The organism is Streptomyces sp. NPDC029836, from assembly GCF_055574495.1.
Map to the genome: position 1 here is coordinate 405825 of NZ_JBVHZI010000001.1, position 23471 is coordinate 429295.

General features: G+C 74.0%; 24 protein-coding genes and 1 pseudogene. 12 read left to right on the forward strand and 13 right to left on the reverse strand.

From position 1 onward, the window contains the following. The first annotated feature begins 16 nt into the window (after window positions 1-16). The 4 genes from ACZ4XJ_RS01950 (at window position 17) to ACZ4XJ_RS01965 (ending at window position 4923) form a co-directional block, all read left to right on the forward strand. On the forward strand, window positions 17-1114 hold the full coding sequence (locus ACZ4XJ_RS01950) for a peptidase M50 (protein WP_468495435.1): 1098 nt from the start codon (window positions 17-19) through the stop codon (window positions 1112-1114). 139 nt (window positions 1115-1253) lie between these two features. Continuing rightward, on the forward strand, window positions 1254-2216 hold the full coding sequence (locus ACZ4XJ_RS01955) for an ABC transporter ATP-binding protein (RefSeq protein WP_468494941.1): 963 nt from the start codon (window positions 1254-1256) through the stop codon (window positions 2214-2216). Next, window positions 2213-2968: an ABC transporter permease gene (locus ACZ4XJ_RS01960; protein WP_468494942.1), complete on the forward strand. Its 756-nt coding sequence runs from the start codon at window positions 2213-2215 to the stop codon at window positions 2966-2968. Before ACZ4XJ_RS01955 ends, ACZ4XJ_RS01960 begins: the two co-directional genes overlap by 4 nt. Then, window positions 2965-4923: a TOMM precursor leader peptide-binding protein gene (locus tag ACZ4XJ_RS01965; RefSeq protein WP_468494943.1), complete on the forward strand. Its 1959-nt coding sequence runs from the start codon at window positions 2965-2967 to the stop codon at window positions 4921-4923. Before ACZ4XJ_RS01960 ends, ACZ4XJ_RS01965 begins: the two co-directional genes overlap by 4 nt. A gap of 68 nt (window positions 4924-4991) precedes the next feature. Here ACZ4XJ_RS01965 and ACZ4XJ_RS01970 read toward each other — a convergent pair whose 3' ends face one another. Further along, a complete protein-coding gene (locus tag ACZ4XJ_RS01970) occupies window positions 4992-5165 on the reverse strand; it encodes a thiazolylpeptide-type bacteriocin (RefSeq protein ID WP_037917023.1) in 174 nt (57 codons plus the stop codon). A 176-nt stretch (window positions 5166-5341) separates the two neighbouring features. Between ACZ4XJ_RS01970 and ACZ4XJ_RS01975 the strand changes: the two genes are divergently transcribed. Beyond that, the gene (locus ACZ4XJ_RS01975) at window positions 5342-6601 is read left to right on the forward strand and encodes an amidohydrolase (protein ID WP_468494944.1); all 1260 of its coding nucleotides are present in this window, start codon (window positions 5342-5344) and stop codon (window positions 6599-6601) included. Between the two features lie 218 nt (window positions 6602-6819). On the opposite strand, the gene ACZ4XJ_RS01980 is transcribed toward ACZ4XJ_RS01975, so the two are convergent. The 10 genes from ACZ4XJ_RS01980 to ACZ4XJ_RS02025 form a co-directional block, all read right to left on the reverse strand. Continuing rightward, window positions 6820-7059 carry a DUF6296 family protein gene (locus ACZ4XJ_RS01980; protein WP_362880035.1) on the reverse strand — a complete coding sequence of 80 codons (240 nt, stop codon included), beginning with the start codon at window positions 7057-7059 and terminating at the stop codon, window positions 6820-6822. 345 nt (window positions 7060-7404) lie between these two features. After that, entirely contained in the window at window positions 7405-8295 is an 891-nt protein-coding gene (locus tag ACZ4XJ_RS01985) for an RNA polymerase sigma-70 factor (RefSeq protein WP_468494945.1), read from the reverse strand. A 52-nt stretch (window positions 8296-8347) separates the two neighbouring features. Then, a complete protein-coding gene (locus ACZ4XJ_RS01990) occupies window positions 8348-8956 on the reverse strand; it encodes a HutD/Ves family protein (protein WP_468494946.1) in 609 nt (202 codons plus the stop codon). 36 nt (window positions 8957-8992) lie between these two features. Then, window positions 8993-10426, reverse strand: a complete 1434-nt coding sequence (locus tag ACZ4XJ_RS01995; protein ID WP_362880040.1) for a VWA domain-containing protein — start codon at window positions 10424-10426, stop codon at window positions 8993-8995. 143 nt (window positions 10427-10569) lie between these two features. Further along, window positions 10570-10773, reverse strand: coding sequence for a cold-shock protein (locus ACZ4XJ_RS02000; protein ID WP_030228921.1), 204 nt, complete (start codon window positions 10771-10773; stop codon window positions 10570-10572). A gap of 243 nt (window positions 10774-11016) precedes the next feature. Then, window positions 11017-11679, reverse strand: a complete 663-nt coding sequence (locus tag ACZ4XJ_RS02005; protein WP_468494947.1) for an NADPH-dependent F420 reductase — start codon at window positions 11677-11679, stop codon at window positions 11017-11019. Window positions 11680-11925: 246 nt separating this feature from the next. Beyond that, the gene (locus ACZ4XJ_RS02010; protein ID WP_362880043.1) at window positions 11926-13287 is read right to left on the reverse strand and encodes an FAD-dependent oxidoreductase; all 1362 of its coding nucleotides are present in this window, start codon (window positions 13285-13287) and stop codon (window positions 11926-11928) included. 165 nt (window positions 13288-13452) lie between these two features. Continuing rightward, entirely contained in the window at window positions 13453-14595 is a 1143-nt protein-coding gene (locus ACZ4XJ_RS02015; protein ID WP_468494948.1) for a YncE family protein, read from the reverse strand. Further along, window positions 14592-15233 (reverse strand): ankyrin repeat domain-containing protein, encoded by a 642-nt coding sequence (locus tag ACZ4XJ_RS02020; protein ID WP_468494949.1) that lies wholly within the window; start codon window positions 15231-15233, stop codon window positions 14592-14594. The genes ACZ4XJ_RS02015 and ACZ4XJ_RS02020 overlap by 4 nt, the downstream gene beginning before the upstream one ends. 160 nt (window positions 15234-15393) lie before the next feature. Further along, a complete protein-coding gene (locus tag ACZ4XJ_RS02025; protein ID WP_362880048.1) occupies window positions 15394-15927 on the reverse strand; it encodes a GNAT family N-acetyltransferase in 534 nt (177 codons plus the stop codon). A gap of 221 nt (window positions 15928-16148) precedes the next feature. Between ACZ4XJ_RS02025 and ACZ4XJ_RS02030 the strand changes: the two are divergent. From ACZ4XJ_RS02030 to ACZ4XJ_RS02040, 3 genes and pseudogenes are all read left to right on the forward strand, one after another. Beyond that, window positions 16149-16460: pseudogene (locus ACZ4XJ_RS02030) on the forward strand (sulfite oxidase); the annotation flags it as partial. Window positions 16461-16661: 201 nt separating this feature from the next. Continuing rightward, window positions 16662-16856 carry a hypothetical protein gene (locus ACZ4XJ_RS02035; protein ID WP_362880050.1) on the forward strand — a complete coding sequence of 65 codons (195 nt, stop codon included), beginning with the start codon at window positions 16662-16664 and terminating at the stop codon, window positions 16854-16856. 95 nt (window positions 16857-16951) lie between these two features. Then, a complete protein-coding gene (locus tag ACZ4XJ_RS02040) occupies window positions 16952-17740 on the forward strand; it encodes a VOC family protein (protein WP_468494950.1) in 789 nt (262 codons plus the stop codon). Window positions 17741-17780: 40 nt separating this feature from the next. Here the strand turns inward: ACZ4XJ_RS02040 and ACZ4XJ_RS02045 are convergent, their stop codons facing one another. Further along, the gene (locus ACZ4XJ_RS02045) at window positions 17781-18620 is read right to left on the reverse strand and encodes a class II glutamine amidotransferase (protein ID WP_362880052.1); all 840 of its coding nucleotides are present in this window, start codon (window positions 18618-18620) and stop codon (window positions 17781-17783) included. Between the two features lie 119 nt (window positions 18621-18739). Between ACZ4XJ_RS02045 and ACZ4XJ_RS02050 the strand changes: the two genes are divergently transcribed. After that, entirely contained in the window at window positions 18740-19777 is a 1038-nt protein-coding gene (locus ACZ4XJ_RS02050; protein ID WP_362880054.1) for a PHP domain-containing protein, read from the forward strand. 22 nt (window positions 19778-19799) lie between these two features. Here the strand turns inward: ACZ4XJ_RS02050 and ACZ4XJ_RS02055 are convergent, their stop codons facing one another. Continuing rightward, on the reverse strand, window positions 19800-20729 hold the full coding sequence (locus ACZ4XJ_RS02055) for a UbiA family prenyltransferase (RefSeq protein ID WP_468494951.1): 930 nt from the start codon (window positions 20727-20729) through the stop codon (window positions 19800-19802). 88 nt (window positions 20730-20817) lie between these two features. Here ACZ4XJ_RS02055 and ACZ4XJ_RS02060 point away from each other — a divergent pair, with 88 nt between their 5' ends. The 3 genes from ACZ4XJ_RS02060 to ACZ4XJ_RS02070 are packed head-to-tail and all read left to right on the forward strand — an operon-like array spanning window position 20818 to window position 23466. Continuing rightward, on the forward strand, window positions 20818-21879 hold the full coding sequence (locus ACZ4XJ_RS02060) for a type III polyketide synthase (protein ID WP_468494952.1): 1062 nt from the start codon (window positions 20818-20820) through the stop codon (window positions 21877-21879). A 13-nt stretch (window positions 21880-21892) separates the two neighbouring features. Next, window positions 21893-22441: an isoprenylcysteine carboxyl methyltransferase family protein gene (locus ACZ4XJ_RS02065; RefSeq protein ID WP_468494953.1), complete on the forward strand. Its 549-nt coding sequence runs from the start codon at window positions 21893-21895 to the stop codon at window positions 22439-22441. Beyond that, on the forward strand, window positions 22438-23466 hold the full coding sequence (locus ACZ4XJ_RS02070; RefSeq protein ID WP_468494954.1) for an NAD(P)/FAD-dependent oxidoreductase: 1029 nt from the start codon (window positions 22438-22440) through the stop codon (window positions 23464-23466). The genes ACZ4XJ_RS02065 and ACZ4XJ_RS02070 overlap by 4 nt, the downstream gene beginning before the upstream one ends. Window positions 23467-23471 lie beyond the last annotated feature (5 nt).

Consider the following 23471-nt stretch of genomic DNA (forward strand, 5'->3'; position numbering starts at 1 on the left):
GCCGGCGCCCTCCGGGATGTTGGAGCACCGGCCGGCGCTGCGGGCCGGGATCCTGCTGTCGCCGCCGTTGCTGAACGGCGCCGCCCTCGTGCACCTGGTCAAGGACCCCGAGTCCGGGGCCTCGTTCGAGATCGGGCCGAAGGAGTACTTCCTGGTCTCCCGCCTGGACGGCTCCCGCAGCCTGGCGGAGATCGGCGACGCGTACGGGGAGGCCTTCGGGCGACGGCTCGGCGAGGGCAACTGGAAGCAGCTGCTCGGACTGCTCGGGAGCCGCCGGCTGCTCGCCGGTGGTCCGGCCCCGGAGCCGGCGGCCGGGCCGGGCCCGCAGCGCACCGGGAACCTGCTGAAGGGGACCCTGCGGCTGGTCGCGGACGCCGACGCGACGACGGCCCGGCTGCACGCGTTCCTGCGGCCGGTGCTGCGGCCGGTCGTGCTGGGCTTCCTGCTGCTGGTGTGCCTGGCCATGGTGGGGGTCCTCGCGGCCTCGGGCGGCGGTCTCCTCGGCGACCTGTGGTGGCTGCTGAGCCGGCCGGTGCCGCTCGTGGCGGTGGCCACGCTGCTGTGGTTCAGCACCGCCCTGCACGAATTCGCACACGGGGTCGCCGCCCGCCACGTCGGGGGCACGGTCGGGGAGATCGGGCTGCGCTGGCGGCTGCCCGTCGCGATCATGTACTGCACCGTGGACAACTACCGTTACCTGCGGCGCCGTCGGGACCAGTTGGCCGTGGCCGGCGCGGGCGCCTTCGCCAACCTGTTGTTCCTGCTGCCCTTCTTCGCCTGGTGGACGGCCCTCCCCCAGGGCGACCCCACCGGCCGGGTGCTGGGCGCGCTGCTGCTGCTCGGCAGTGCGCAGGCCCTGGTCAACCTGGTTCCGCTGCCGCCGCTCGACGGGTACACGATCCTCGGGCACGCGCTGCGCGTGACCCGGCTGGCCCCCGCCAGTTCGGCCTACCTGCGGCTACGGCTGCGCGACCGGGCGGCGGCGGCCGCGTACCCGGCGCGGGCCCGCCGGCTCTACCTCGGCTACGGGGTCGGCTCCGCCGTACTCGTCCTGCTCCTGATCGGGGCGCCGGTGACCGCCGTGCTCCTGGCCATCGGCCGCTCGGGCCCCTGACCCCGCGACCTGGCACCGTCCCCCGCCCCCCTGCCCCCGTCCCCGTCCCGATGCCCGTCCCCGTCCCCGTCCCCGTCCCGTCCACCATCACGACCTCCCGCCCGACACCCGTCCCGACACCGAGGGAACCGCACCGCCCATGACCACTCACCACACCCCACCGCCCGAATCCACCGCCGTCTCCGTCCACGAGGTCCGCAAGCGCTACGGCGACCGGCAGGCCGTGGACGGGATCTCCCTCGACGTGCGCCGCGGCGAGTTCTTCGGCCTGCTCGGTCCCAACGGTGCGGGCAAGACCACCCTCATCGAGATCATCGAGGGCCTGAGGCAGGCCGATTCCGGCACGGTCCAGGTGCTCGGCAACAGCCCCTGGCCCCGCAACACGGCCCTGTTGCCGCGCATCGGCGTCCAGACGCAGGCCTCGGCGTTCTTCGTCCGGCAGTCGGCGCGCGAGCACCTGGCCACCGTCGCCGGGCTCTACCGCAAGGACGCGGCCGCCGCCGACCGCACCCTGGAGTCGGTCGGGCTGACCGAGCAGCGCGACGTCATGGTGGAGAACCTCTCGGGCGGCCAGCGCCAGCGGCTCGCCATCGCCTCGGCGCTCGTGCACGACCCCGAGCTGATCTTCCTCGACGAACCGACGGCCGCACTCGACCCGCAGGCCCGCCGCGACCTGTGGGAGGTGCTGCGCGCCCTCAAGGGCGAGGGCCGCACCATCGTCTACACCACCCACCACCTCGACGAGGCCGAGGCCCTGTGCGACCGGGTGGCCATCCTGGTCGCCGGCCGCATCGCCGCCCTCGACTCCCCGCACCGGTTGGTCAGCGCCGCCGGGGCGCCGGCCCGGCTCCTCGTTCCGGCGGGCCGGATCGCGCCGGACGCGGCCGCCGCGCTGCCCGGCGTGGACCGGGTCAGTGAGCAGGGCGGCTCGATGGTGCTGGAGACCTCGGCACCCGGCCGGGTCCTGCAGGCCGTCGACGCCCTGACCGGCCTCGACGGGGTGATGACCCGGACGGCGACCCTGGAGGACGTCTACCTGGAACTCACCGGCCACACCGCGGGCCGGACCACCGCACACACCACCACGGAGCACCGGGCATGAGCGCATACACGGCACTGACCGCCGCCGGCTACCGGGCCCAGGTCCGGGACAAGGCGACCCTCTTCTTCACCTTCGCCTTCCCCCTCATCTTTCTCGTCGTCTTCGGCCTGATCTTCAGCGGCCAGGACGTGGAGGAGAGCGGGCGGCCCTACATCTCGTACATCGCGCCCGGCGTGATGTCGTGGGGCGTCGCCAACGCCGCCGTCTTCGGGATCGCCTTCACCCTGATGCAGTGGCGGCGCGATGACCTGCTGCGCCTGATCCGGCTGACGCCCACACCGCTGACCACCGTCCTGGCCTCCCGCTACGTACTGGCCCTGGTGGTCGGCGTCGTGCAGGCGATGGTGTTCGTGGCCGTCGCGATGCTGCCCGGCTTCGGGCTGGAGCTGGACGGGCGGTGGCCGCTGGTGCTGCCCGCGCTGGTCCTGGGCATCACGGCCTTCATGGCCATCGGGGTGATCGTCGGGACGTACGCCAACACTCCCGAAGCCGTCGCCGCGATCGCCAACTGCATGATGGTGCCCATGGCGTTCCTGTCGGGGTCCTTCCTGCCCCTCGACATGATGCCGTCCTGGCTGCAAGGTGTCTCACGGGTGTTGCCGTTGCGCTATCTCAACGACGCGGGCACCGGGGCCCTCACCGGATCGGGGTCGATGTCCGCCATCGGGATCGGCTGCGCCGCGCTGTTCGGCTTCGCCCTGCTGTTCGGCGGCATCGGGCTCAAGACGTTCCGCTGGAGCAACTCGTCATGACGGCGACCGACTTGGGCCCCGCCCGGATCGAAGCCCCCGACGGTTCCCCCCTGGAGACGGCCCGGCGCCACCTGGAAGGGGCCCTGGCCGGCGCCGACCCGGCGGCGCGGGTGGTCACCCTCGGCGTGCACGACGCCCTCGGTCCGCGCGCCGCCGACCCCTTCTCGGTGGTGCGGCCGGGCGCGACCGTCCACCTCACCGCCCGGGCCGTGCTGATCGGTCCGTGGGGCGGCGACGGCTCCGCCCCCGCCTGCGGGCAGTGCCTGGCCATGCGCTGGCAGCGGCTGCGCAGCCGCAGCGAGCGGGACGCGCTGGAGACGGGCAGCGGACCGGTCACCGCCGTCGCGGCGGACTGGCCCCGGCTGTCCCCGTACGCGCTGGACGCGACGGCCGCCCTGCACGCCGCCGTGCACGGCCCCGGCGCCCGCGCCGTCGCGCCCGGTCCGTCGGACGCCGACCGGGCCCTTCCCCAGGTGTCCCGCCTGGACCTGGAGACCCTCCAGGTGCGGACGTACCCCCTCGCCGCCGACCCGCTCTGCCCCGACTGCGGACCGGGCGGCGCCGACGGGCCCGTACCCTTCACGCCGGCCTCGCGCCCCAAGCCCGAGCCGGGCGCGCAGCGGCTGCGGAAGGCGTCCTCGTACCCGATGCCGCGGGCGGCGCTGGCCAATCCGGTGACGGGGGTGCTCGGCGGGGGGACCTGGCTCAACGTGACCTCGCCGACGACCGCGCCGGTCGCCGGGAGCGTCTTCATGCGCGGCTACGCCGGGCTGACGGACGTCACCTGGAGCGGTCAGGCGAACAGCTTCGCGGCCAGCCGCGACCTGGCCTTCCTCGAAGGGCTGGAGCGCTACGCGGGCACCCACCGGCGCACCGGCGCCTCGGTGCTCACCGCCTCGTACGCGGAGCTGGGCGAGCGGGCGTTGGATCCGGCCGAGTGCGGTTTCTACCCGGAGGAGACCTACCGGGACGACCCGCTGGTGTCGCCCTTCGACCCGGAGCGACCGATCCCCTGGGTGTACGGGCACTCCCTGCGCGACGACCGGCCGGTGCTGGTGCCGGCCCGGCTGGCCTACTACAGCGCCGGGCTCGCGTCAGACAACTTCGTCTTCGAGTGCTCCAACGGCTGCGCGATCGGCAGTTGCCTCGAAGAGGCCCTGCTCGGGGCCCTGTTGGAGCTGATCGAGCGGGACGCCTTCCTGCTCGCCTGGTACGGCGGGCAGCGCCTGACGGAGATCGACCTGGCCTCCGTACCGGGTCCGGCGGTGCGGACGATGGTGGACCGGGCGGCGCTTCAGGGGTACGACGTCCACGCCTTCGACAACCGCATCGACCTGGCGGTTCCCGTGGTCACGGGCCTCGCGGTGCGGCGCGACGGCGGCCCGGGCCTGTACTCCTTCGGTGCGGGCGCGGCGCTGGATCCGGCGACGGCGGTGGAGGCGGCCCTCTCCGAGGTGTTGACCTACATTCCGCACCTGCCCGGTCAGGTGGCCGAGCGGCAGGGTGAACTGGAGGCGATGAGGCGGGACTTCGGTCTGGTGAAGCACCTCAAGGACCACGCCCAGCTGTACGGGCTGCCCGCCATGGCCGAGCACGTGCGGACGTACCGCGAGCCGACCGCGATCGCGTCGATGGCGGACCTCTACCGGGAGTGGGAGTCCGGCGTTCGACCCGCGAGCGGGGACCTTCGGGACGATCTCCTGCTGTGCGTCGCGGAGTTGACGGGCGCCGGGCACGATGTGATCGTCGTCGACCAGACGACGCCCGAGCAGCGCGCGATGGGGCTGCGGACGGTCTGCGCGGTCGTGCCGGGGCTGCTGCCGATCGACTTCGGCTGGTCGCGCCAGCGGGCCCCGCACATGCCGCGGCTGCGGACGGCCGCCCGGCGGGCGGGCCTGCGGGACACCGTTCTGACGCGGGAGGAGATCCGCCTGGTTCCGCACCCGTTCCCCTGACCGGGAGGTACGCCGGATGCCCCGGACCCCGCGGGTGCGGGGTCCGGGGCATCGCTGTGGCGCTGGGGTCAGGCGCTGCAGGAGGTGGTGCTGGTGGTGGAGGAACACGTCGAGGTCGAGCTGCAGCTCGTGGAACCGGCGAGCACGACCTCGCTGGCGTCCGAGTAGTCCGAGATCTCGAAGGTCTCCGACTCCAGCTCCAGGATCTCGTCGGCGAGCGAGGCCAGAGGCGACTTCTGCATGGGGACTCCTTGGGTAGGCGGTCACCGGGTGGGCGACCGCTGCCTTGGTTCTTCGGCGTGTCTCCAGGAAAGCCCGTCCGGCCGTCAAGTCGCCCCTCCCCTCCCTGTCACACCGCTGACATGAAGTGTCAGCGCCCTGACGTCCGCCGCCGGAGCGGGTGTCCGAGGATGACGGTATGACCGTCACCACCGCGTACGCCGGACTGCCCGCGCTCCTCAGGCCGCTGACGGCCTTCTACCTGGACCTGCACCGGCACCCCGAGCTGTCCGGCGAGGAAGCCCGCACCGCCGACCGGTTCGCCGACCGGCTGGAGTCCGACGGGTACGAGACCGTACGCGGGATCGGCGGCCACGGCGTGGCCGGGGTGCTGCGTCGGGGCGCGGGCCCGACGGTGATGCTGCGCGCGGAGCTGGACGCGCTGCCCGTGCGGGAGACCACCGGGCTGGCGTACGCGAGCGAGGGCCCCGTGGCGCACGCCTGCGGGCACGACCTGCACCTGGCCGCGGCCGCCGGGACGGCCGCACTGCTGGCCGGGCCGGACGCCCCGCACTGGGAGGGCACGCTGATCGTGGTGGGCCAGCCCGCCGAGGAGACCTTGGAGGGCGCGCGGGCCATGCTCGCGGACGGGCTGTACGAACGCGCCGGCCGGCCGGACACCGTCCTGGCGCAGCACGCGGCCCCGCTGCCGGCGGGGATGGTCGCGCACGGATACGGGCCCATGACGGCCGGCAGCGTCACCTTCCGGGTCGTCGTCCACGGGCGCGGCGGGCACGCGGGGGCGCCGCACCTGACGGTGGACCCGGTGGTGACGGCCGCGCACCTGGTGACGCGGCTCCAGACGGTGGTGGCGCGCGAGGCGGCCCCCTCCGAGCAGGTGGCCGTCACCGTGGGATCGTTCCGGGCGGGCGAGCGCGCGAACGTCGTGCCGGACCGGGCCGAACTGGGCATCACCGTACGGGCCGCCGGGGAGGCGGCGCTCGGGCGGGCGGCCGCCGCGGTCGAGCGGATCGTCCGCGCGGAGTGCGCCGCCTCGGACTGCCCCCGGGAGCCGGAGATCGTCCGCGAGCGCGTCTCGCCCGTCACCCATCCCGATCCGGCGACGACGGCGGCGGTCCGGGACGCGCACGCCGCACTGTTCGGTGCGCACCGGGTGGCGATGTGGCCGCCGTCGCTCGCGACGGAGGACTTCGGGTTGTTCGGTGACGCCGGGCTGGACGTGCACGGGGCGCGGGGCGTACGGCTCGCCTACTGGATGCTCGGCGCGATCGGTCCGGCGGCCTGGGCGGCGGCGCCGGGCGAGGGGGCGGCGGGCAAGATGGCGGCGTTGCCCGCCAACCACGCCCCGGACTTCGCCCCGGACATCCGTACGGCGCTCCCGGCGGGGATCACCGCGCTGACGGAGGCCGCCCTGACCTGTCTGACCCGACGGGACTGAGCCGGCCGGGGGCCGGTGACCCGCTCCGTCCTGCCGGACGCGGCCCGGGGCGACCACCGGCCGACCCCCGGTCGTGACGACCGGCCGTGCCCCGGATCAGTACACGATCGGGGAGTCGGCGACGCAGCCGCCGGCCGTCACGGGGCCCCGCCCTCATCGGCTCATCACGAAGGACCCGGCGCGGGCAACCCGTACCGAATCGCCATGCCCCGGTGAAGTCAAACGGGGTCTTCCGGCAGGAGCCGCGCCTCCACCCGCCGCATCGGCGCCTGCTGGCCTCCCGAGGCGAGCATGCGCACCTCGCCCCGATCGCTGATCTCGGCGCGCACGATGCCGCTCGCGTCCGCGTAGACCGGGTGGCCGCCGGGGCCCTTCAGTTCGGTGCGGTCCACGACCACCACGTCCTGCTCCGTCCCCCCGTCCTCGGGGAACACCAGCTCGTACCGTTGCGCGCTCATCCACTGTCTCCCGTCGCCGTCCGCCCTCCCATGGTGGCTGTCGTCCTCCGGCCCCGCACGGCGTGATGGGCCGGTCGGATCGGGCCCGGTACGCCCCCGCGCCCGGCAGGGGGGAGGCGGCGTACGCACCTCAGAAGACGGCGGAGCCGCCGCCGGACCTGGTGGCCGCGTTCGACGCCGCGCCCCGGGCGCGGGAGGCGTACGAGGCGTTGGACCGGACGCCACCGGCTGATCCTGCCGCTGCTCCAGGCCCTCACGCCCCGGGCCGGGCGCGCCCGCCCCGAACGCATCCCGCACTGCCTGACGGGCGGCGCGGCGTCCCCCTGACCCCGCGCCGGCCCGCGGTCACCCCCGGTCGGGGCCCGGCGGTCGGAGGCCGCGGAGCTTGTCCGGGTTCATCTGCAGGCGCAGGTTGCGGATCCTGCCGTCCTCCAAGTCGAAGGTGACCGCGCCCATCGGGGTGTCGCCGGCGAGGGCGAGCAGGCCCAGTTCGCCGTTGACCAGGGCCGGGACCGTGCTGATGGGGGCCGGGGTGGGCTTCGCCAGGACGCCAAGCAGCCAGCGGGCCACCCGGTCGGGGCCGTGCAGCGGACGGAGCGCGGCGCGGACCTTGCCACCACCGTCGGACCAGGCGGTGATGTCGGGGGCGAGCATCTCCATGACCGCGTTCAGGTCGCCGCCGGCGCAGGCGCTCAGGAAGCGTTCCGTGATCCGCTCGCGCTGCGCCGTGTCGGTGTCGTAGCGGGGGCGGCGGGCCTGGACGTGCTTGCGGGCGCGGTGGGAGATCTGCCGGACTGTCGGCTCCGGGCGCTCCAGCACCTCGGCGATCTCCGCGTGCGAGTAGCCGAACACCTCGCGCAGGACGAACACCGCGCGCTCCACCGGCGCGAGGGTCTCCAGGACGACGAGCATCGCCGTGGACACGCTCTCCGCGAGTTCCTGTCCCCGCGCGGCGTCGGGCTCCGTCAGCAGCGGTTCGGGGAGCCAGGGGCCGACGTACTCCTCCCGCACGGCCCGCACGGAGGTCAGCCGGTTCAGGGACAGGTTCGTCACCGTGCGCACCAGGTACGCCCGGGGGTGGCGAACGTCCGAGCGGTCGGCCTTGTGCCAGGTCAGCCACGCGTCCTGGACGATGTCCTCGGCGTCGGCGACGCTGCCCAACATGCGGTAGGCGGTGGCGAACAGCAGCCTGCGGTGCTCGGCGAAGACGTCCTGGTCCGCTGGGGTTTCGGTCACCGGCCGATTGTGCCCGCAAGGCCCCCCACCGGCAAGAACGTTCCCGGCCGGGTTACCTACCGAGGCCCCCTCGGGCCCGCAACCGCACCAGGACCGCGCTGCCCGTGGTGCGTACGAGCGCGGCGAGGGGTGCGTCGGCCAGGAGGGCGTCGTACGGGGTGAGTCGGGCGGGCGGGCCGCCCCGCGCGTCCGTGGGCTCCACGGTCAGCGGGCCGTCCAGCGCGACGACGAGGACGGTCTCGTCCGGTGCGACCGTGAGCCCGAACTCGCCGCGCACGACGGCGGTTCGGGCTTCGGTGCGGTCCCGCCGGTACATCACGTTGAAGTTCACGACGGGGCCGTCGAGGAGCCGGCAGTCGGTGGGCCGGTCGCCGGGGAAGTGCCGCGGAGCCCAGCGCTCGTCGACGAGGCGGCGCTCGCCCGCGACGGTGAGGTCCATGCCCGCCCCCTCGGCGAGCGTGAGGGTCCGGTCGACGCCGGGGAAGACGGAGAAGGGCCCGTCGGCGTCGACCTCGGCGAGGCTGACGCGCCAGGCGAAGTCATCCGTACCGGCGTGTTCGGGCCACGCGGCGATCTCGCGGGTGACTCCCCCGCCGTTCTTCCACGGCGCGGCCGCGCGGTCGGCGGCGCGCAGGATCCGGGCGCCTGCGGGGGTGCTCACGAGGGGGTTCCTTCTTTCGGACGGGGCGCGTTCGGCTCAGCGCAGGATGCCGGCCTGTCGGGCGGCGCGGAGCCACGAGGGGAACTCGGACAGCAGCCGGTCGTACAGCTCGGGGTCGGAGACCTTGTCGATGTCGTCGACCGCGAAGAAGCCGACGTTGTCGACGCGGCGGCCCGCCATGGTGTCGAAGCGTTCCAACACCCCGAATCCGGCGCGGCCGAGGCCGACGAACTGCCAGAACACGGGTTCCTCGACGGCGGCGCGCAGTTCCCGTTCGATCTCGTCGTTGCGGTAGACCCCGCCGTCGGAGAAGAACAGCACCAGGGTCGGGACGGACTGCGACTGGGTGCGCACGTAGTCCCGGACCTCGGCGATGACCTTCTGCTCCTCGTTCTGGAAGCCGACGGCGCGCATGTCGACCTGGCCCGGCTGGAGTCCCTTCGGGGGCTTCTTGCGCCCGAAGAGGCTCATCTGACCGACGCGTACGTGCAGGCGCAGCCATTCGGGCAGGTCGCCGATCGCGAGGTCGGGCAACCGGGCCGGGTTCGTCGCGAAGGTCCACGCCTGCATCTCGCCGTCGTCGTCGAGCTGGGCGGCGACGGCCGCCATGCGTTCGACGACGTTCGCCACCGTGCCCCTGGAGTAGAGGGCACTCATCGAGCCGGAGGCGTCGAGGACGAGGATCACCCGCGCGGTCACCCCGGTGGCCCCGGCCTTGCTCAGGCTGACGGCGACCTGCTGCTTGCGCAGCGAGAGGCGCTTGCGCATGTCGACGGGGAGCCATTCCTCGCCCTTGACGAGCCGTACGGCGGCTTCGGTGGGCGGCCCGCCGGCCGGGGTGGGCGGTCCGGCGGGCGGGTACGGCGTGGTCGGCGCGTACGGGGAGCGGGCCGGGGCGGGAGTCGGCGCGGGCCGGTGGGCCGGGGCGGGCGCGGGGGTGACCGCGGCGGGCGGTTCGTCGTCCACGGTGATCCCGAAGTCGGTGGCCAGGCCCGCGAGGCCGCTCGCCCAACCCTGCCCGACCGCCCGGAACTTCCAGGCTCCGGCCCGGCGGTAGAGCTCGCCGGTGACGAAGGCGGTCTCGGGCCCTGCGCTCATGTCGAAGCGGGCCAGTTCGGCTCCGGAGGACGCGTCGAGCAGCCGCAGGTGCAACCCGGGGACCTGCCCGAACACGCCGCCGTCGGCGGAGGCGCACAGGGCGATCCGCTCGACGTCGGCCTCCAGGGCCGCCAGGTCGACTTCCAGCGCGTCCGCACCGGGCTGCTTGCCGAGGTGGCGGACGGAACCCGAGGCGTGTCGCGGCTGGTTGTAGAACACGAAGTCACCGTCGGAACGGACCCGCCCGCCGCTGGTCAGCAGGAGCGCCGACGCGTCGACGTCCGGTACGCCTGGTCCGGCGGACCAGCCGAGGACGGCGCGGACGGAGGGGGCCGCGACGGGCAGGTTGGCGCCTTTGCTCAGTGTCGTCACGAGGCACAGTCTGCCCGCAGGGGTGCCGGTCCAGGTAGCGCTCGGGGCAACAGAAGGACCGTCGGGTGGTGCGGGGCAGCGAAGAGCCGGGGCCCGCACCGATGGTGCGGGCCCCGGCCCTCGTGTGTCGCGCGTCCCGAAGGTCAGGCGGGAACGATGTTCTCGGCCTGCGGGCCCTTCTGGCCCTGCGTGACGTCGAAGTTGACCTTCTGGCCTTCCTGCAGCTCACGGAAGCCCTGGGTGGCGATGTTCGAGTAGTGGGCGAACACGTCGGCGCCGCCGCCGTCCTGCTCGATGAAGCCGAAACCCTTTTCCGCGTTGAACCACTTCACGGTGCCGGATGCCATTTGATTCTCCTTCGGGGCTGTACCCGGGGCCGCACTGTGCGGACACCGGGAGTCGACGTGATGTTTGACCCGTCCGAAAAGCATCCGGAAATACAAAGTGCGCCCCCGGGGAATCCGGAAGGAGCACTTGAAATATTTGGGAACCACACCCGCAACTGGACTTCACCGTAGCACAGGGATCCCTGGTCACAGCGGAGAGTTACCACCTCCGGGCGTACTCCGTCCGGCTGCACATCGTCCGGCTCAGGCGCGGAATTCGTCCGTGCGGACCGGGGATGCCTCGGCCAGCGCCGCGGTGACGGCGTCGGTGCCGGCGCGCAGTCCGTAGACGGGGGTGTTGGGCTGTTGGCGCCAGGAGTCGTCGATCCCGCCGGCATCGACGCTGTCGAAGCCGAGTTCGTCGATCAGGTGCCGGACGGTCTTCTTGGCGCTGTCGTCGTCCCCGGCGACGGGGAGGGCGACGCGCTCGGGGTCCCCGGCGGGCCGGGGTCGCGTCAGGATGTCCTCGGCGTAGGTCCCGTTGAAGGCCTTGATCACGGGGTGGCCGAGGTGCCCCTCGGTCCAGCGGCTCTCGGTCAGGCCCTCGTCCTCGATGGCGGCGATGCGGCCGTCGCGCTGCTGCGGGTAGTAGTTGCCGGTGTCGATGACGACGAAGCCGTCGACGGCTCCGGCGAAGAGGTTCGGGGGCAGGTCGGGGACGTTCTTGAGGGGGACGGTGACCACCACGACCTCGGCGTCGCGGGCCGCCTCGGCGACCGTGACCGGGGTGGCGCCGGTCTCCTCGGCCAGGGCGGCCAGGGTCTCGGGACCCCGGGAGTTCGCGACGGCGACCTGGTGTCCGAGGGTGGTGAGCCGGCGCGTGAGATTTCCGCCGATGTTGCCGGCGCCGATGATGCCGATCTTCATGAGCTCTCCAGTGCGTACGGGATCGTGCATGACGTCCGTTCGAACCGTTCGGGCGGCCCGCGCATTCCGCCCCTTCGCCCCCGATTTTCCCCGATCCCCGATCGGCCGCATTTCGGCCGGCGTGCTTACGGAACCGACGGGAGGGGCGTTCCACCCGATCGCGGACTTCCACGGCCGCAGACGACCGTGGGGCCCGCCATCGGCGGGCCCCACGGTGACACCACGGGCCCTGGGGCCCGGCGGAGGTTACGCGCCGCTCGCGTCGAGCATGCCCTCGCGCTCCACGATCTTCACGCGCTCGCGACCCTCGGCCGCGCCGAGCGCCTTCTCGGCGGCGTCCAGCTTGTACCAACCCTCCCAGGTGGTGAAACGGACCTGACGCTCCGACAGGAAGGTCTCGACGGCGGCCGGCTCGGGCGTGGACGGGGCGAGCAGGCGGCCTTCCGCGTGGTCGGCCAGCAGGTTCGCGACGGTCTCGTTCGCGTCGCCCTTGGTGTGGCCGATGAGGCCGATCGGGCCGCGCCGGATCCAGCCGGTGACGTACGTGGAGGCCAGGTGCGAGCCGTTCTCGATGACCCGCCCGCCCTCGTCCGGGACCGTACCCGTCTCGACGTCCCAGGGCAGCTTGGGGAGTTCGTCGGAGAGGTAGCCGACCGCGCGGTACACGGACTGGACGTCCCAGGTGGTGAACGCGCCGGTGCCCTTGACGTTGCCCGTGCCGTCGAGCTCGGTGCGCTCGGTGCGCAGGCCGACGACCTTGCCGTCCTCGCCGACGATCTCGGTCGGGGACTCGAAGAAGTGCAGGAAGAGCTTGTGCGGGCGGTCGCCGATGTCGCGGATCGCCCAGTTCTCCAAGGTCTTGGCGACCATGTCCGCCTGCTTGTTGCCGCGGCGGGTGGCGATCGAACCCTCGTCGTAGTCGATGTCCTCGGGGTTGACGATGACCTCGATGTTGGGCGAGTGGTCGAGCTCGCGCAGTTCCATCGGGCTGAACTTGGCCTGCGCCGGGCCGCGGCGACCGAAGACGTGGACCTCGACGGCCTTGTTGGCCTTGAGGCCGTCGTGGACGTTGGCCGGGATCTCGGTGGGCAGCAGCTCGTCGGCGGTCTTGGCGAGGATGCGGGCCACGTCGAGGGCGACGTTGCCGACGCCGAGGACGGCGACCTTCTCGGCGTCCAGCGGCCAGGTGCGCGGGACGTCGGGGTGGCCGTCGTACCAGGAGACGAAGTCCGCCGCGCCGTAGGAGCCGTCCAGCTCGACGCCCGGGATGCTCAGGGCGCGGTCGGCGGTGGCGCCGGTGGAGAAGATCACCGCGTCGTAGAACGAGTGCAGTTCGTCGAGCGAGATGTCGTTCGGGTAGTCGACGTTGCCGAAGAGGCGGACCTGGGGCTTGTCGAGCACCTGGTGCAGGGCGGTGATGATGCCCTTGATGCGGGGGTGGTCGGGTGCCACTCCGTAGCGGATGAGGCCGAAGGGCGCGGGCATCCGCTCGAAGATGTCGATGGACACGCCGGGAGCGACAGCCGCCTCGGACTTCAGCAGCGCGTCGGCGGCGTAGATGCCGGCGGGGCCGGCACCGACGATTGCTACCCGCAGGGAGCGAGGCATGACTGGGTTCCCTTCGACCGAAAATCAGACTGATCAAGGCAAACCCTAAACTAAGGCCACCCTAACCCGGCACCCGCCCCTGGTTTATGACCCCATAAGCCGAACCTATGGCTTACCAAAGTCTGACTTTGGGCTGACGGCGTTGGCGTCGGCCGGCCGGTCCGCTCAGAGCACGGCGATGCCCAGCGGGCGGTCGCCGGCGGCGAGGCGTCGGGTCCCGCCCGTGCTCAGGTCGACGACCGTGACGCCGTTCCAGTAGCCGTCGCGGGTGAAGCCGCCGCTCACGTAGGCGGTCCTGCCGTCGCGGGAGACGGCCACGTCCTCGTGCGGGCCCTGGAGCGGATGGACCCGCTCGGTCCCGTCCGGGGAGCGGACCGTGAGTGAGGGGCCCCGGCCGTCGGAGGGGTCCACCGCCCCGGTGCCGACCACCAGGAGGGTGCCGTCCGGGGTGACCGTCGCACCGTGCTGGTGGGTGTCGGCCGTCATCGGCTCGACGGTGGTGCGGCCGGTGCGCGGATCGACGACGGCGAGCCGCTCCCCTTCGAAGGGGAGCAGCAGCATCCCGTCGGTGGGGCGGACGGCGGTGTAGTGCGGCTTCAACCAGGACCCGAGGCCGCCCTCGGTGCCGTACGGGGCGACCTCGATGCGGCGCGGGCGCAGCGGGTCCGCGGTGACGACGGTGACGTCGAAGGAGTCGTGGCCGGTGACGTAGACCTCGCCACCGTCGCGGGAGACGTCCACGTCGAAGGGGCGCCGGCCGACGGGGACCGTCGCGGTGACCTTGGCCGTGGCGGTGTCGATGACCTCCAACACGCCCCGGGCTCCGGGCACGTTGACCCCGACGTACGCGTGCGCGCCGTCCGGGGCCAGCGCGATGCCCATGCCCCCGCCGCGGTACTCGCCGTCGGTGACCGGGCCGGTGTCGGTCCGGTACGGGATCAGTGCCGTACGGGTCCGGCCGCGGGTGTCGACGACGGCGACGCCCTCGGCGGTGGCCACCCAGGCGCGGCCGTCCGCCCCGACGGCCAGGCCGTACGGGGCCCGGCCGACGGCGACGGAGGCGACCGGGCCGCGGGCGGGGTCCACGAAGGTGACGCCGCCGGCGCCGAAGTCGGCGACGAGGAGGGTGCCCTCCGGGGTCGGGGTCGCCGCCGGGAGCGGGGCCGTCACCGGGGCCGGCGGCGCCGCCCGGCCGGGGTCCGCGCCCGTGCAGGCGCCGAGCAGCAGGGCGGCGGCGAGTGCGACCAGGACCGTACGGGGTGTGCGGGGTGTGCGGGCGCGGCGCTTCAGCGGCCGGTCCCCGGTCACCGGCCGGTCCCCGACTCCGGCGCGGAGCGCGGCCGGGGGTTCGCGGCGGCCGCGGCGAGGAGACGGGCCATGCCGTCGAAACCGCGGCGGACGGCGTGCTGGTGGGCGGTGACCCCGGCCTGGTCGGCCAGGGTCGGGTCCGCGCCCGCCCTGAGCAACAGTCGGACGATCTCCTCGTGGCGCGGGCCGCCGTCGCCGAGGATGACCGCCTCCAGCAGGGCGGTCCAGCCGAGCCGGTTGACGTGGTCCACGTCGATGGCGGTCTCCGCCAGCAGGGCCCGTACGTAGCCGGTGTGCCCGCGTTCGGCGGCCGGGATGAGGGAGATCCCGCCGAAGCGGTTGGGCTGCTTCAGGTCGGGGTCGGCCGTCAGGAGCAGCCGCATCATCCGCACGCTGCCGGTGACTCCGGTGACCAGCCACGGGCTGTCCGCTCGGGCGTCGGGGGCGTCCGGGTCGGCCCCGGCCGCGAGCAGGAGGCGGGCCGCTTCGAGGTGGTCGCCGGTCACGGCGAGGAGCAGCGCGGTGCGCAGGTGGTCGTCCCGCGCGTCCACGGCGGCTCCGGCGGCGAGGGCGGCGCTCACCGCGGGCCCGTCACCTCGGGCGGCGGCGTCCAGCAACGGTCGGTCGTGCGGGTTCATGGTGTCCTTCCGGCTCCGGGGCGGGGGGTGCTCGTGCCCGTTCCCCGGTTCCATGCTGGTCCCGCTCCCCCGGTGCGGCGGTCCGCCCCCTGGAGGCGGCCTCCCGGCTCTCCGGTGGACCCCCGGGTCATCCGATCGGTCGATGCGCCGCCGGGTGGGCTCAGGCCTCGTACTCGGTGAGGTCGATGCTGTGGAGGGTGAGGAGGGCGCCGGACTCGGGGTGGTTGAGGGTGCCGTCGTCGGCCATGCCGAGCTTGCGGATCACGTTCTCCGAGTCCTCGTTGCCCGCGCGGTTGACGCAGATCACCCGGTCGAGGCCGCGGTCCTGGAGGGCGAATTCGAGGGTGGCCTGGGCGGCCTCGGAGGCGTAGCCCTGGCCCCAGTAGGAGCGTCCGAGGCGCCAGGTGATCTCGACGGCGGGCATCACCTTCGGCAGGTGTTCGGGGACGGACAGGCCGACGGCCCCGATCAGCTCGCCGGAGGCGAGGAGCTCGACGGCGAAGAGGCCGAAGCCCTCCTCGTCCCACTCGTCCTCCCAGCGCTCGATGGCTTCGGCGGTCCCGTCCAGGTCGAGCGTGGAGCCGTCGTCGATCCAGCGCATCACCTCCGGGTCGGCGTGGATCTCCGAAAGGGGGACGAGGTCGTCGTCGCTCCAGCGGCGGAGGATGAGGCGGGGGGTGCGGATCTCGGTCATGCCCCACATCCTGCCGAACGCGGCCGACCAGCGGTAATCGGGTCCTTCATTGCGGCCACGTTGCGGGTTCGTGGCCATCCGCGGCCGATCCGACACGGGGCCGGTGCGGGGTCCTACGGTGCGCGGGGAACCCGTCGCGAAGGAGTGTCCCGCCCATGTCCCTCGACCTCTCGGACGGGAGCCGGTACGACCGTACGCGCCTGCGGCAGTGGGGGGTCGTGGGCGCGAGCGTCCCCGCGCACCGGACGCGGCTTCTCACCGGGCGTTCCTGGTCGGGCGCCGCGCCTGTGCAGCGGGTGGAGGTGAGCACGGACGGCGGCGCCCGCCGGCAGCGGGCCCGGTTGCACGACGCCCCGCGCCGCGGCGGCCGGGTGCGCTGGTCGGTGCCGTGGACCCCGCGCACGGCGGGGCCGACGGCCCTGCCGGCCCGGGCGACGGACGCCACGGGCCGTACGCGGCCGGCGACCGCGGCGTTCAACACGCAGGGCTACCTGTTGGACGCGGTGGTGCGCCACCCCGTGACGGTGGTGTGACCGCGTCGGCCGGGTGCTGGTCCTTCCCTGCTCACTGCGCGTGCCCTCGCAGTCCTACACCGACCCGGGGCTTCGTCCGGGCCCGATCGGTGCCTTGTTCCTCCACGGTCGCACCCCCACCAAGGGCTTCGTGCGCGTGCCCGATAAAGTCGTGTTCGGATCGCGTCGGCCCGCCCCGGCGCGGCCGCCGCCTTCCACAGCGTGAGCGCGGCGACCACCGTCCGTACCCCGCACTCGCCGGCCGTCGCCACCGCCGTCGTGACCGTGCTCCAGACCCCGGCGCCCGCCCGCTTCGTACCGTTGCTCCTCGGCTCGACCCTGCTCCTCGTCCTGACCGGGTACGCGGGCTCCCGCATCCGCCGCAAGGCCCCGAGGTACCCCGCCTACTGGTGGTGACCTGCGGGCGCGCCTGCACCGGCCGAGGGGGCCCGGGCGCTACTTGTAGTCCGGGACGGCGCAGTGGCGGCGGTGGCGGACGAGAGGCGACACGCATGGTTGAGATGACGACGAAGGACGTGTTCGGGGCTCCTTGTTGGGTGAGCCTGATGGCCCGGGACATGGCCGCGGCGCAGCGCTTCTACGGTGCGGTCGTGGGCTGGAAGTTCCGCCCGGCCCCCCTCGGCGACGCCTTCTCGGTGGCCGTGATGGGCGGTGCCCCGGTGGCCGGCATCGGGGCGCCCGCCTCGGACCTCGGAGGGGCGATCGCCTGGACCCCGTACTTCGCCGTCGACGACGTCGACGTGGCGGCGGGCCGGATCCGCGAGCGCAGCGGCACCGTCGCCGTCGGCCCCGTCTCCTTCCCCTCGGGTGGCCGGGCCGCGCTCGTCGCCGACCTGGAGGGCGCCGTCTTCGGGATCTGGGACGGGGCCGTCTCCTCGGGCTGGCGCGTCGGCGTGGGACCGGCGCCCGCCTGGTTGGAGCTGCGCACCCGCAACGCGTTCGACGCGGCGCTGTTCTACGGGGAGGTGCTGGAGTGGGCGACCGGACGCGCGGGCTGCTGCGAGGTCGCGTACGAGCAGGACCAGGTGGTGTTGCGGCAGGGCGGGGAGCCGGTCGCCCGCTTGAATAGCGGGCCCGTGGAGGCCGCCACCTACGCCCCGCACACCCGACCCCGCTGGCACGTGCACTTCCGCGTGCCACGGCTGGAGGAAGCCGTGGCGTCGGCGGTCGCCCTGGGCGGGAGCGCCGTCTCCGAGGTCACCTCGACCAGCCACGACCGTTCGGTCACCCTCCGCGACCCGGACGGAGCGCTGTTCACCCTCACGACCACCGTCGGGTGACGGCGGCCGTGTCGCGGACGATCGGCGCCCCCGCGGGCCGCTACGGCGGTTCGGGGAAGAACGGCAGGTAGTCCTGTCCCGGATCGGACGGGATGACGGCGTAGCTCGCCTCGGGCAGTTCGTTCCACACGCCGGGCAGGTTGCCGAGGGGTTCGGAGACCACCAGCCGGGACGCGTCCGACAGGTCGCGCAGGAAGTCGATCTCCGGGTGGAGCTGGCGTACGGTCTCGGCCCTGGCGCTGTAGAACAGCGAGCGGGACTTGCCCTCGCTGGAGTAGCGGAACGCCCACACGCGTTCGCCGTCGCTGACCGCGACGGTCATCTGGAGCGGGTCGGTCACCCCGTGCTCCTTGCCGAGCCGCTCCACGAGGCCCGCCATGCGGGCCACCGCGCCCGGGACGTCCTGGTCGAGGCCGAAGGTGACGGCGAGGTAGAACATCACCTCCGAGTCGGTCGAGCCCTCGATGGACGGGAAGAGCGCCGGATCGACCGCCATGCACAGGTCGCGCTGGAGGCGCTGGAAGTCGGTGATCGCCCCGTTGTGCATCCACAGCCAGCGTCCGTGCCGGAACGGGTGGCAGTTGGTCTGCTGGATCGCCGACCCGGTGGAGGCGCGGACGTGCGCGAAGAACAGCGGCGAGCGGACGTGCCCGGCCAGTTCCTGCAGGTTGCGGTTGTTCCAAGCCGGTCCGATGTCACGGAAGACCGCCGGCGTGCCGTCGCCGTCCGGGCTGTACCAGCCGATGCCGAATCCGTCGCCGTTGGTGGACTCCACCCCCATGCGGGCGTGCAGGCTCTGGTTGATGAGCGAGTGCTCGGGACGGTAGAGAACGGCGTCGAGCAGCATGGGCGAGCCGGAGTAGGCAAGCCAGCGACACATGGGCATCATCCCTTTCACAGCCAGTACCGAGCGTAACGCGGCCGCGGTCGCCGGGCTGCGGCGGCCTTGCGACACTGAGCGCGGGCCCTGCGACAGGGGGCCCGGGAGGAGGTGGGCGCATGGACCCGGTGGCCGCACTGGACCGGATCGCCTTCCTGCTGGAGCGGGCCCAGGCGCCCACGTACCGGGTCAAGGCGTTCCGTACGGCGTCGGCGGCGCTCGTGCGCATGGGCGCCGCGGAGGTCGCCGAGCGGGCCGCGGCCGGCTCGTTGGAAGCGGTCAGGGGCATCGGGCCCAAGACGGCGCAGGTGGTCCTGGAAGCGCTCGACGGCGCCGTTCCGCAGTACCTGAGCGCCCTGGAGGACGAGGCCGCCGCGCTCCCTGAGGGGCCGCCGCCCTCCCCCGCCGCCGTGGCGTTGCGCGCGGCCCTGCGCGGGGACTGCCACCTGCACTCGGACTGGTCGGACGGTGGAAGCCCGATCGAGGCCATGGGGCGGGCCGCCGCGGAGCTGGGGCACGCGTGGGCGGTGCTCACCGACCATTCGCCGCGGCTGACGGTGGCCCGGGGGCTCTCGCCGGAGCGGTTGCGCGAACAACTGGGGGTGGTGGCGGAACTGAACGCGGCGTGGGCGCCGTTCCGACTGCTCACCGGCATCGAGTGCGACATCCTGGCGGACGGATCGCTGGACCAGGAGCCGGAGTTGTTGGAGGAGCTCGACCTCGTCGTGGGGTCGGTGCATTCGAAGCTGCGGATGGAGTCGCCCGCGATGACGCGGCGGCTCCTGAAGGCGGTGGACAATCCGCTGATGGACGTGCTCGGGCACTGCACGGGCCGGCTGGTGACCGGTCGGACCCGCCCGGAGTCGGAGTTCGACGCCGAGGCCGTCTTCGCGGCGTGCGCGGAGTCCGGGACGGCCGTGGAGATCAACAGTCGGCCGGAACGGCTGGACCCGCCCCGCCGACTGCTGAGGCGGGCGGTGGCGGCCGGGGTGTTCTTCGCGATCGACACCGACGCGCACGCCCCGGGCCAGCTCGACTGGCAGGTCCTGGGTTGCGAACGGGCCGCGGAGTGCGGGGTCGCGACCGAGCGCGTCATCAACACCTGGGCGGCGGACGACCTCCTCGCCTGGACGCGGACCCGGCGACCGCCCGGGTAGCCGGCCGCGCCGCGCGAGGGACTCACGGCGGCCCCGCTCCGTGCAGCAGGAGCAGCAGTACGTCGGCCCCGGCGACCGCCATCGTGCCCAGGAACGGGGTCCGGCCGGGCGCGCGGACCGTACCGAGCAGCAGGGCGGCGGTCAGGACGAGCAGGCCCCAGCCGTAGCCGGTGATCCGCCCCGCGGGCCCCGCGACCAGGCACACCGTCGACGCGCCGACCAGCAGCGCCGCCGCCGCGGCCGACCACCGGGCGCCGATCCGCTGCGGCAGGCCGCGGACGCCGGTGGCGAGATCGTCGGCGATGTCGGGCAGAACGTTGGCGAAGTGGGCCCCGGCGCCCAACAGGGCCGCCGCGCAGATCAGCCACACCGGCGGCCAGGGCGCTCCGGGCAGGCCGAGCGTCACGAAGGCGGGCAGCAGACCGAAGGCGAGGGCGTACGAGAACCAGGACGCGGCGGTGGCCTTGAGCCGCAGGTTGTACGCCCAGGCGGCAGCCACGCCGAGCAAGTGCGCCGTCGCGGCGGCGGGCCCGCAGGCGGCCGAGAGCCCGACGCACACGAGCAGGGCGGTGAGCGCGGCGGCGGTCACCGCGGCGGGCCGCACGGCGCCCGTGACGAGGGGCTTGTCGCGGCGGCCGGTCACCAGGTCACGGCGCAGGTCGGCGCGGTCGTTGCACCACCCCACGGAGAGCTGACCGGCGGCGACCGCGCCGGCGGTGAGGGCGGAGCCCGCGACCCCGCGGCCGGAGGCCGCCGCCAGCGCGGCGGCGAACAGGGTCACGGCGGCGGCCGGCGCGGGATGGCAGGCCCTCAGCAGGCCGACCGACACGGCGCCGGGCCGCGCAGCCGGCCGGGCGGCCGCGGCGCCGACGGGCGGCGGACCCCCGTGGGGTTCGGGGCGGGCGTCGTGGAGGGCGGAGCGGGCTCGGGCATGTCGGGCGCGGGCGGGCACCACTTCACGCTACGCCGTGGCGGCACGTCGGGCCCGCACACCCCGCGTCATTCGTGATGCGGCGTCAGTTCTTCCCTATGTTGGGCCAATGACACGTGTCCTGGCAGTGAGCAGCGTGTTCCCGCCCCACCTGTACCGGCAGTCGCAGATCACGGAGGCGCTCGCCGGATTCCTCCCGCCGGGCTCCGACGCCGCGCTGCTGCGCCGGGTCCACGCATCGGTACGGGTCGACTCCCGTCACCTCGCGCTGCCCCTGGAGCGCTACGGCCCGGATCCCTCCTTCGGGGAAACCAACGCCCGGTTCGTCCGCACCGCCCTGGACCTCGGGGCCCTGGCCGTCGCCCGCGCCCTGACCCGGAGCACGCTCGACGCCGGGGACATCGACCTGGTCATGTCGACGACCGTGACCGGACTCGCGACGCCCTCCCTGGAGGCCCGACTCGCCTCCCGTGTCGGGCTGCGGCCCGACGTACGGCGGGTGCCGCTGTTCGGACTCGGCTGCGCGGCGGGCGCCGCCGGCCTCGGGCGGCTGCACGACCACCTGACGGGCCGCCCCGGGGACGCGGCCCTGCTGCTGTCGACCGAGCTGTGTTCGCTCACCCTCCAGCCGAAGGACACCTCGATGGCCAACCTGGTGGCCGGGGCGCTCTTCGGCGACGGGGCGGGCGCCCTGCTCGCGGTGGGCGCCGAACACCCCCTGCGCGACTTCGCGTCCGGGCCTTCGGTGATCGCCTCCCGCAGCCGCCTCTACCCGGGCACCGAGCACCTCCTCGGCTGGGACATCGGCGACTGGGGGTTCCGCATGGTGCTCGGCCGCGAGCTGCCGGAGCTGGTCCGGCTGCACGTGGCGGAGGAGATCGAGACGTTCCTGGCCGGGCACGACCTCAAACCGTCGGACGTCGACGCCTGGATCTGCCACCCCGGCGGTCCCAAGATCCTCGACGTCCTGAGCGAGGCCCTCGGCCTGCCGGAGCGCGCCTTCGCGGCGAGCCGCCGGTCCCTGGCGGCCGTGGGCAACCTGTCCTCCGCGTCCGTGCTGCACATCCTCGGCGACGTCCAGGCCGCCGGGCCGCCCGCACCCGGATCGGTCGGCCTGATGCTGGCCTTCGGGCCGGGCTTCGCCTCCGAACTCGTCCTGCTGCGCTGGTGAGGGACTGATGCCGATGACCGCGTACACCCTGTACCTGATCCTCCTCGCGCTCGTGGCGGTCGAGCGGATCGCCGAGCTCGTCACCGCCCGTCGCAACGCCGCGTGGAGCCTTGGGCGCGGCGGCCGGGAGTACGGGCGCGGCCACTACCCGACCATGGTGGCCCTGCACACGGCGCTGTTGGCGGGCTGCGTGCTGGAGCCGTGGTGGGCCGGCCGGCCCTTCCTGCCCGTCCTCGGCTGGACGGCGCTCGCGGCGGCCCTCGCCGCGCAGGGCCTGCGCTGGTGGTGTGTCACCACCCTCGGCCCGCGTTGGAACACGCGGGTGATCGTGGTGCCGGAGCTGCCGCTGGTGGCCGCGGGCCCGTACCGGCTGTTGCGCCACCCCAACTACGTGGCGGTGGTGGTCGAGGGGCTCGCCCTGCCGCTGGTGCACTCGGCGTGGTGGACGGCGGCCTCCTTCACCGCGGCGAACGCCGTGCTGCTGAGGGTGCGGATCCGCTGCGAGGACGCGGCGCTGGCGGACTCCCGTACGCGAACGCGGCTCGTGGGCGCGACCCCGTGATCGACCTGCTCGTCGCGGGCGGTGGTCCGGCCGGCCTGGCGACCGCGATCCACGCCGCGCTGGCCGGGCTGGAGGCCGTCGTCGTCGAGCCGCGTCCCACCCCGGTCGACAAGGCCTGCGGGGAAGGGCTGATGCCGGGGGCCGTACGCCGCTTCGAGGAGCTGGGCGTGTCGGTGGGCGGCCGGGAGTTCCGCGGCATCGGCTACGTCGACGCCGTGACGGGGCTGCGCGCACAGGGGCTGTTCCGGTCCGGCCCCGGGCGCGGCGCCCGGCGTACCGATCTCCAGGAGGCCCTCGCGGCCCGGGCGGCGGCGCTCGGGGTCCGGACCGTGGCGGGCCGCGTCGGCGAGGTCCACCAGGACACCCACGGGGTTCGGGCGGCCGGGCTCGCGGCCCGGTACCTCGTCGCGGCCGACGGACTGCACTCGCCGGTCCGCCGGGCCCTGGGCCTCACCGCCCCGGCCGCCCCGGGCACGCCGGCCCGCTACGGGCTGCGCCGGCACTACGCCGTGGCCCCGTGGAGCGACCTGGTGGAGGTGCACTGGTCGCACGGGTCGGAGGCCTATGTGACCCCGCTGGGGCCCGACCGGATCGGGGTGGCCGTGCTGACCTCGGAGCAGGGGCCGTACGAACACCAGCTGGCCCGCTTCCCGCTGCTGGCCGAACGGTTGGCGGCCGGTCCGGCCGGACCGGTGCGCGGGGCGGGGCCGTTGCGCCAGGGGGCGCGGACGCGGGTGGCCGGGCGGGTCCTGCTCGTGGGCGACGCCGCCGGGTACGTCGACGCGCTGACCGGAGAGGGGCTCACGCTGGCGGTGACGGCGGCCCGGGAACTCGTCCGGTGCGTGCGCGCGGGCCGGCCCGAGGAGTACGAAAGGGCGTGGCGGCGGCTGTCGTTCGGCTACCGCACCCTGACGGGGTCGCTGTTGTGGGCCCGGCGCCGTTCCCCGCTCGCGGGCCGGATCGTCCCGGCGGCGGCCCGCCTGCCCCGGGTGTTCACGGGGGCGGTGAACCTGCTCGCCCGCTGAGCCGG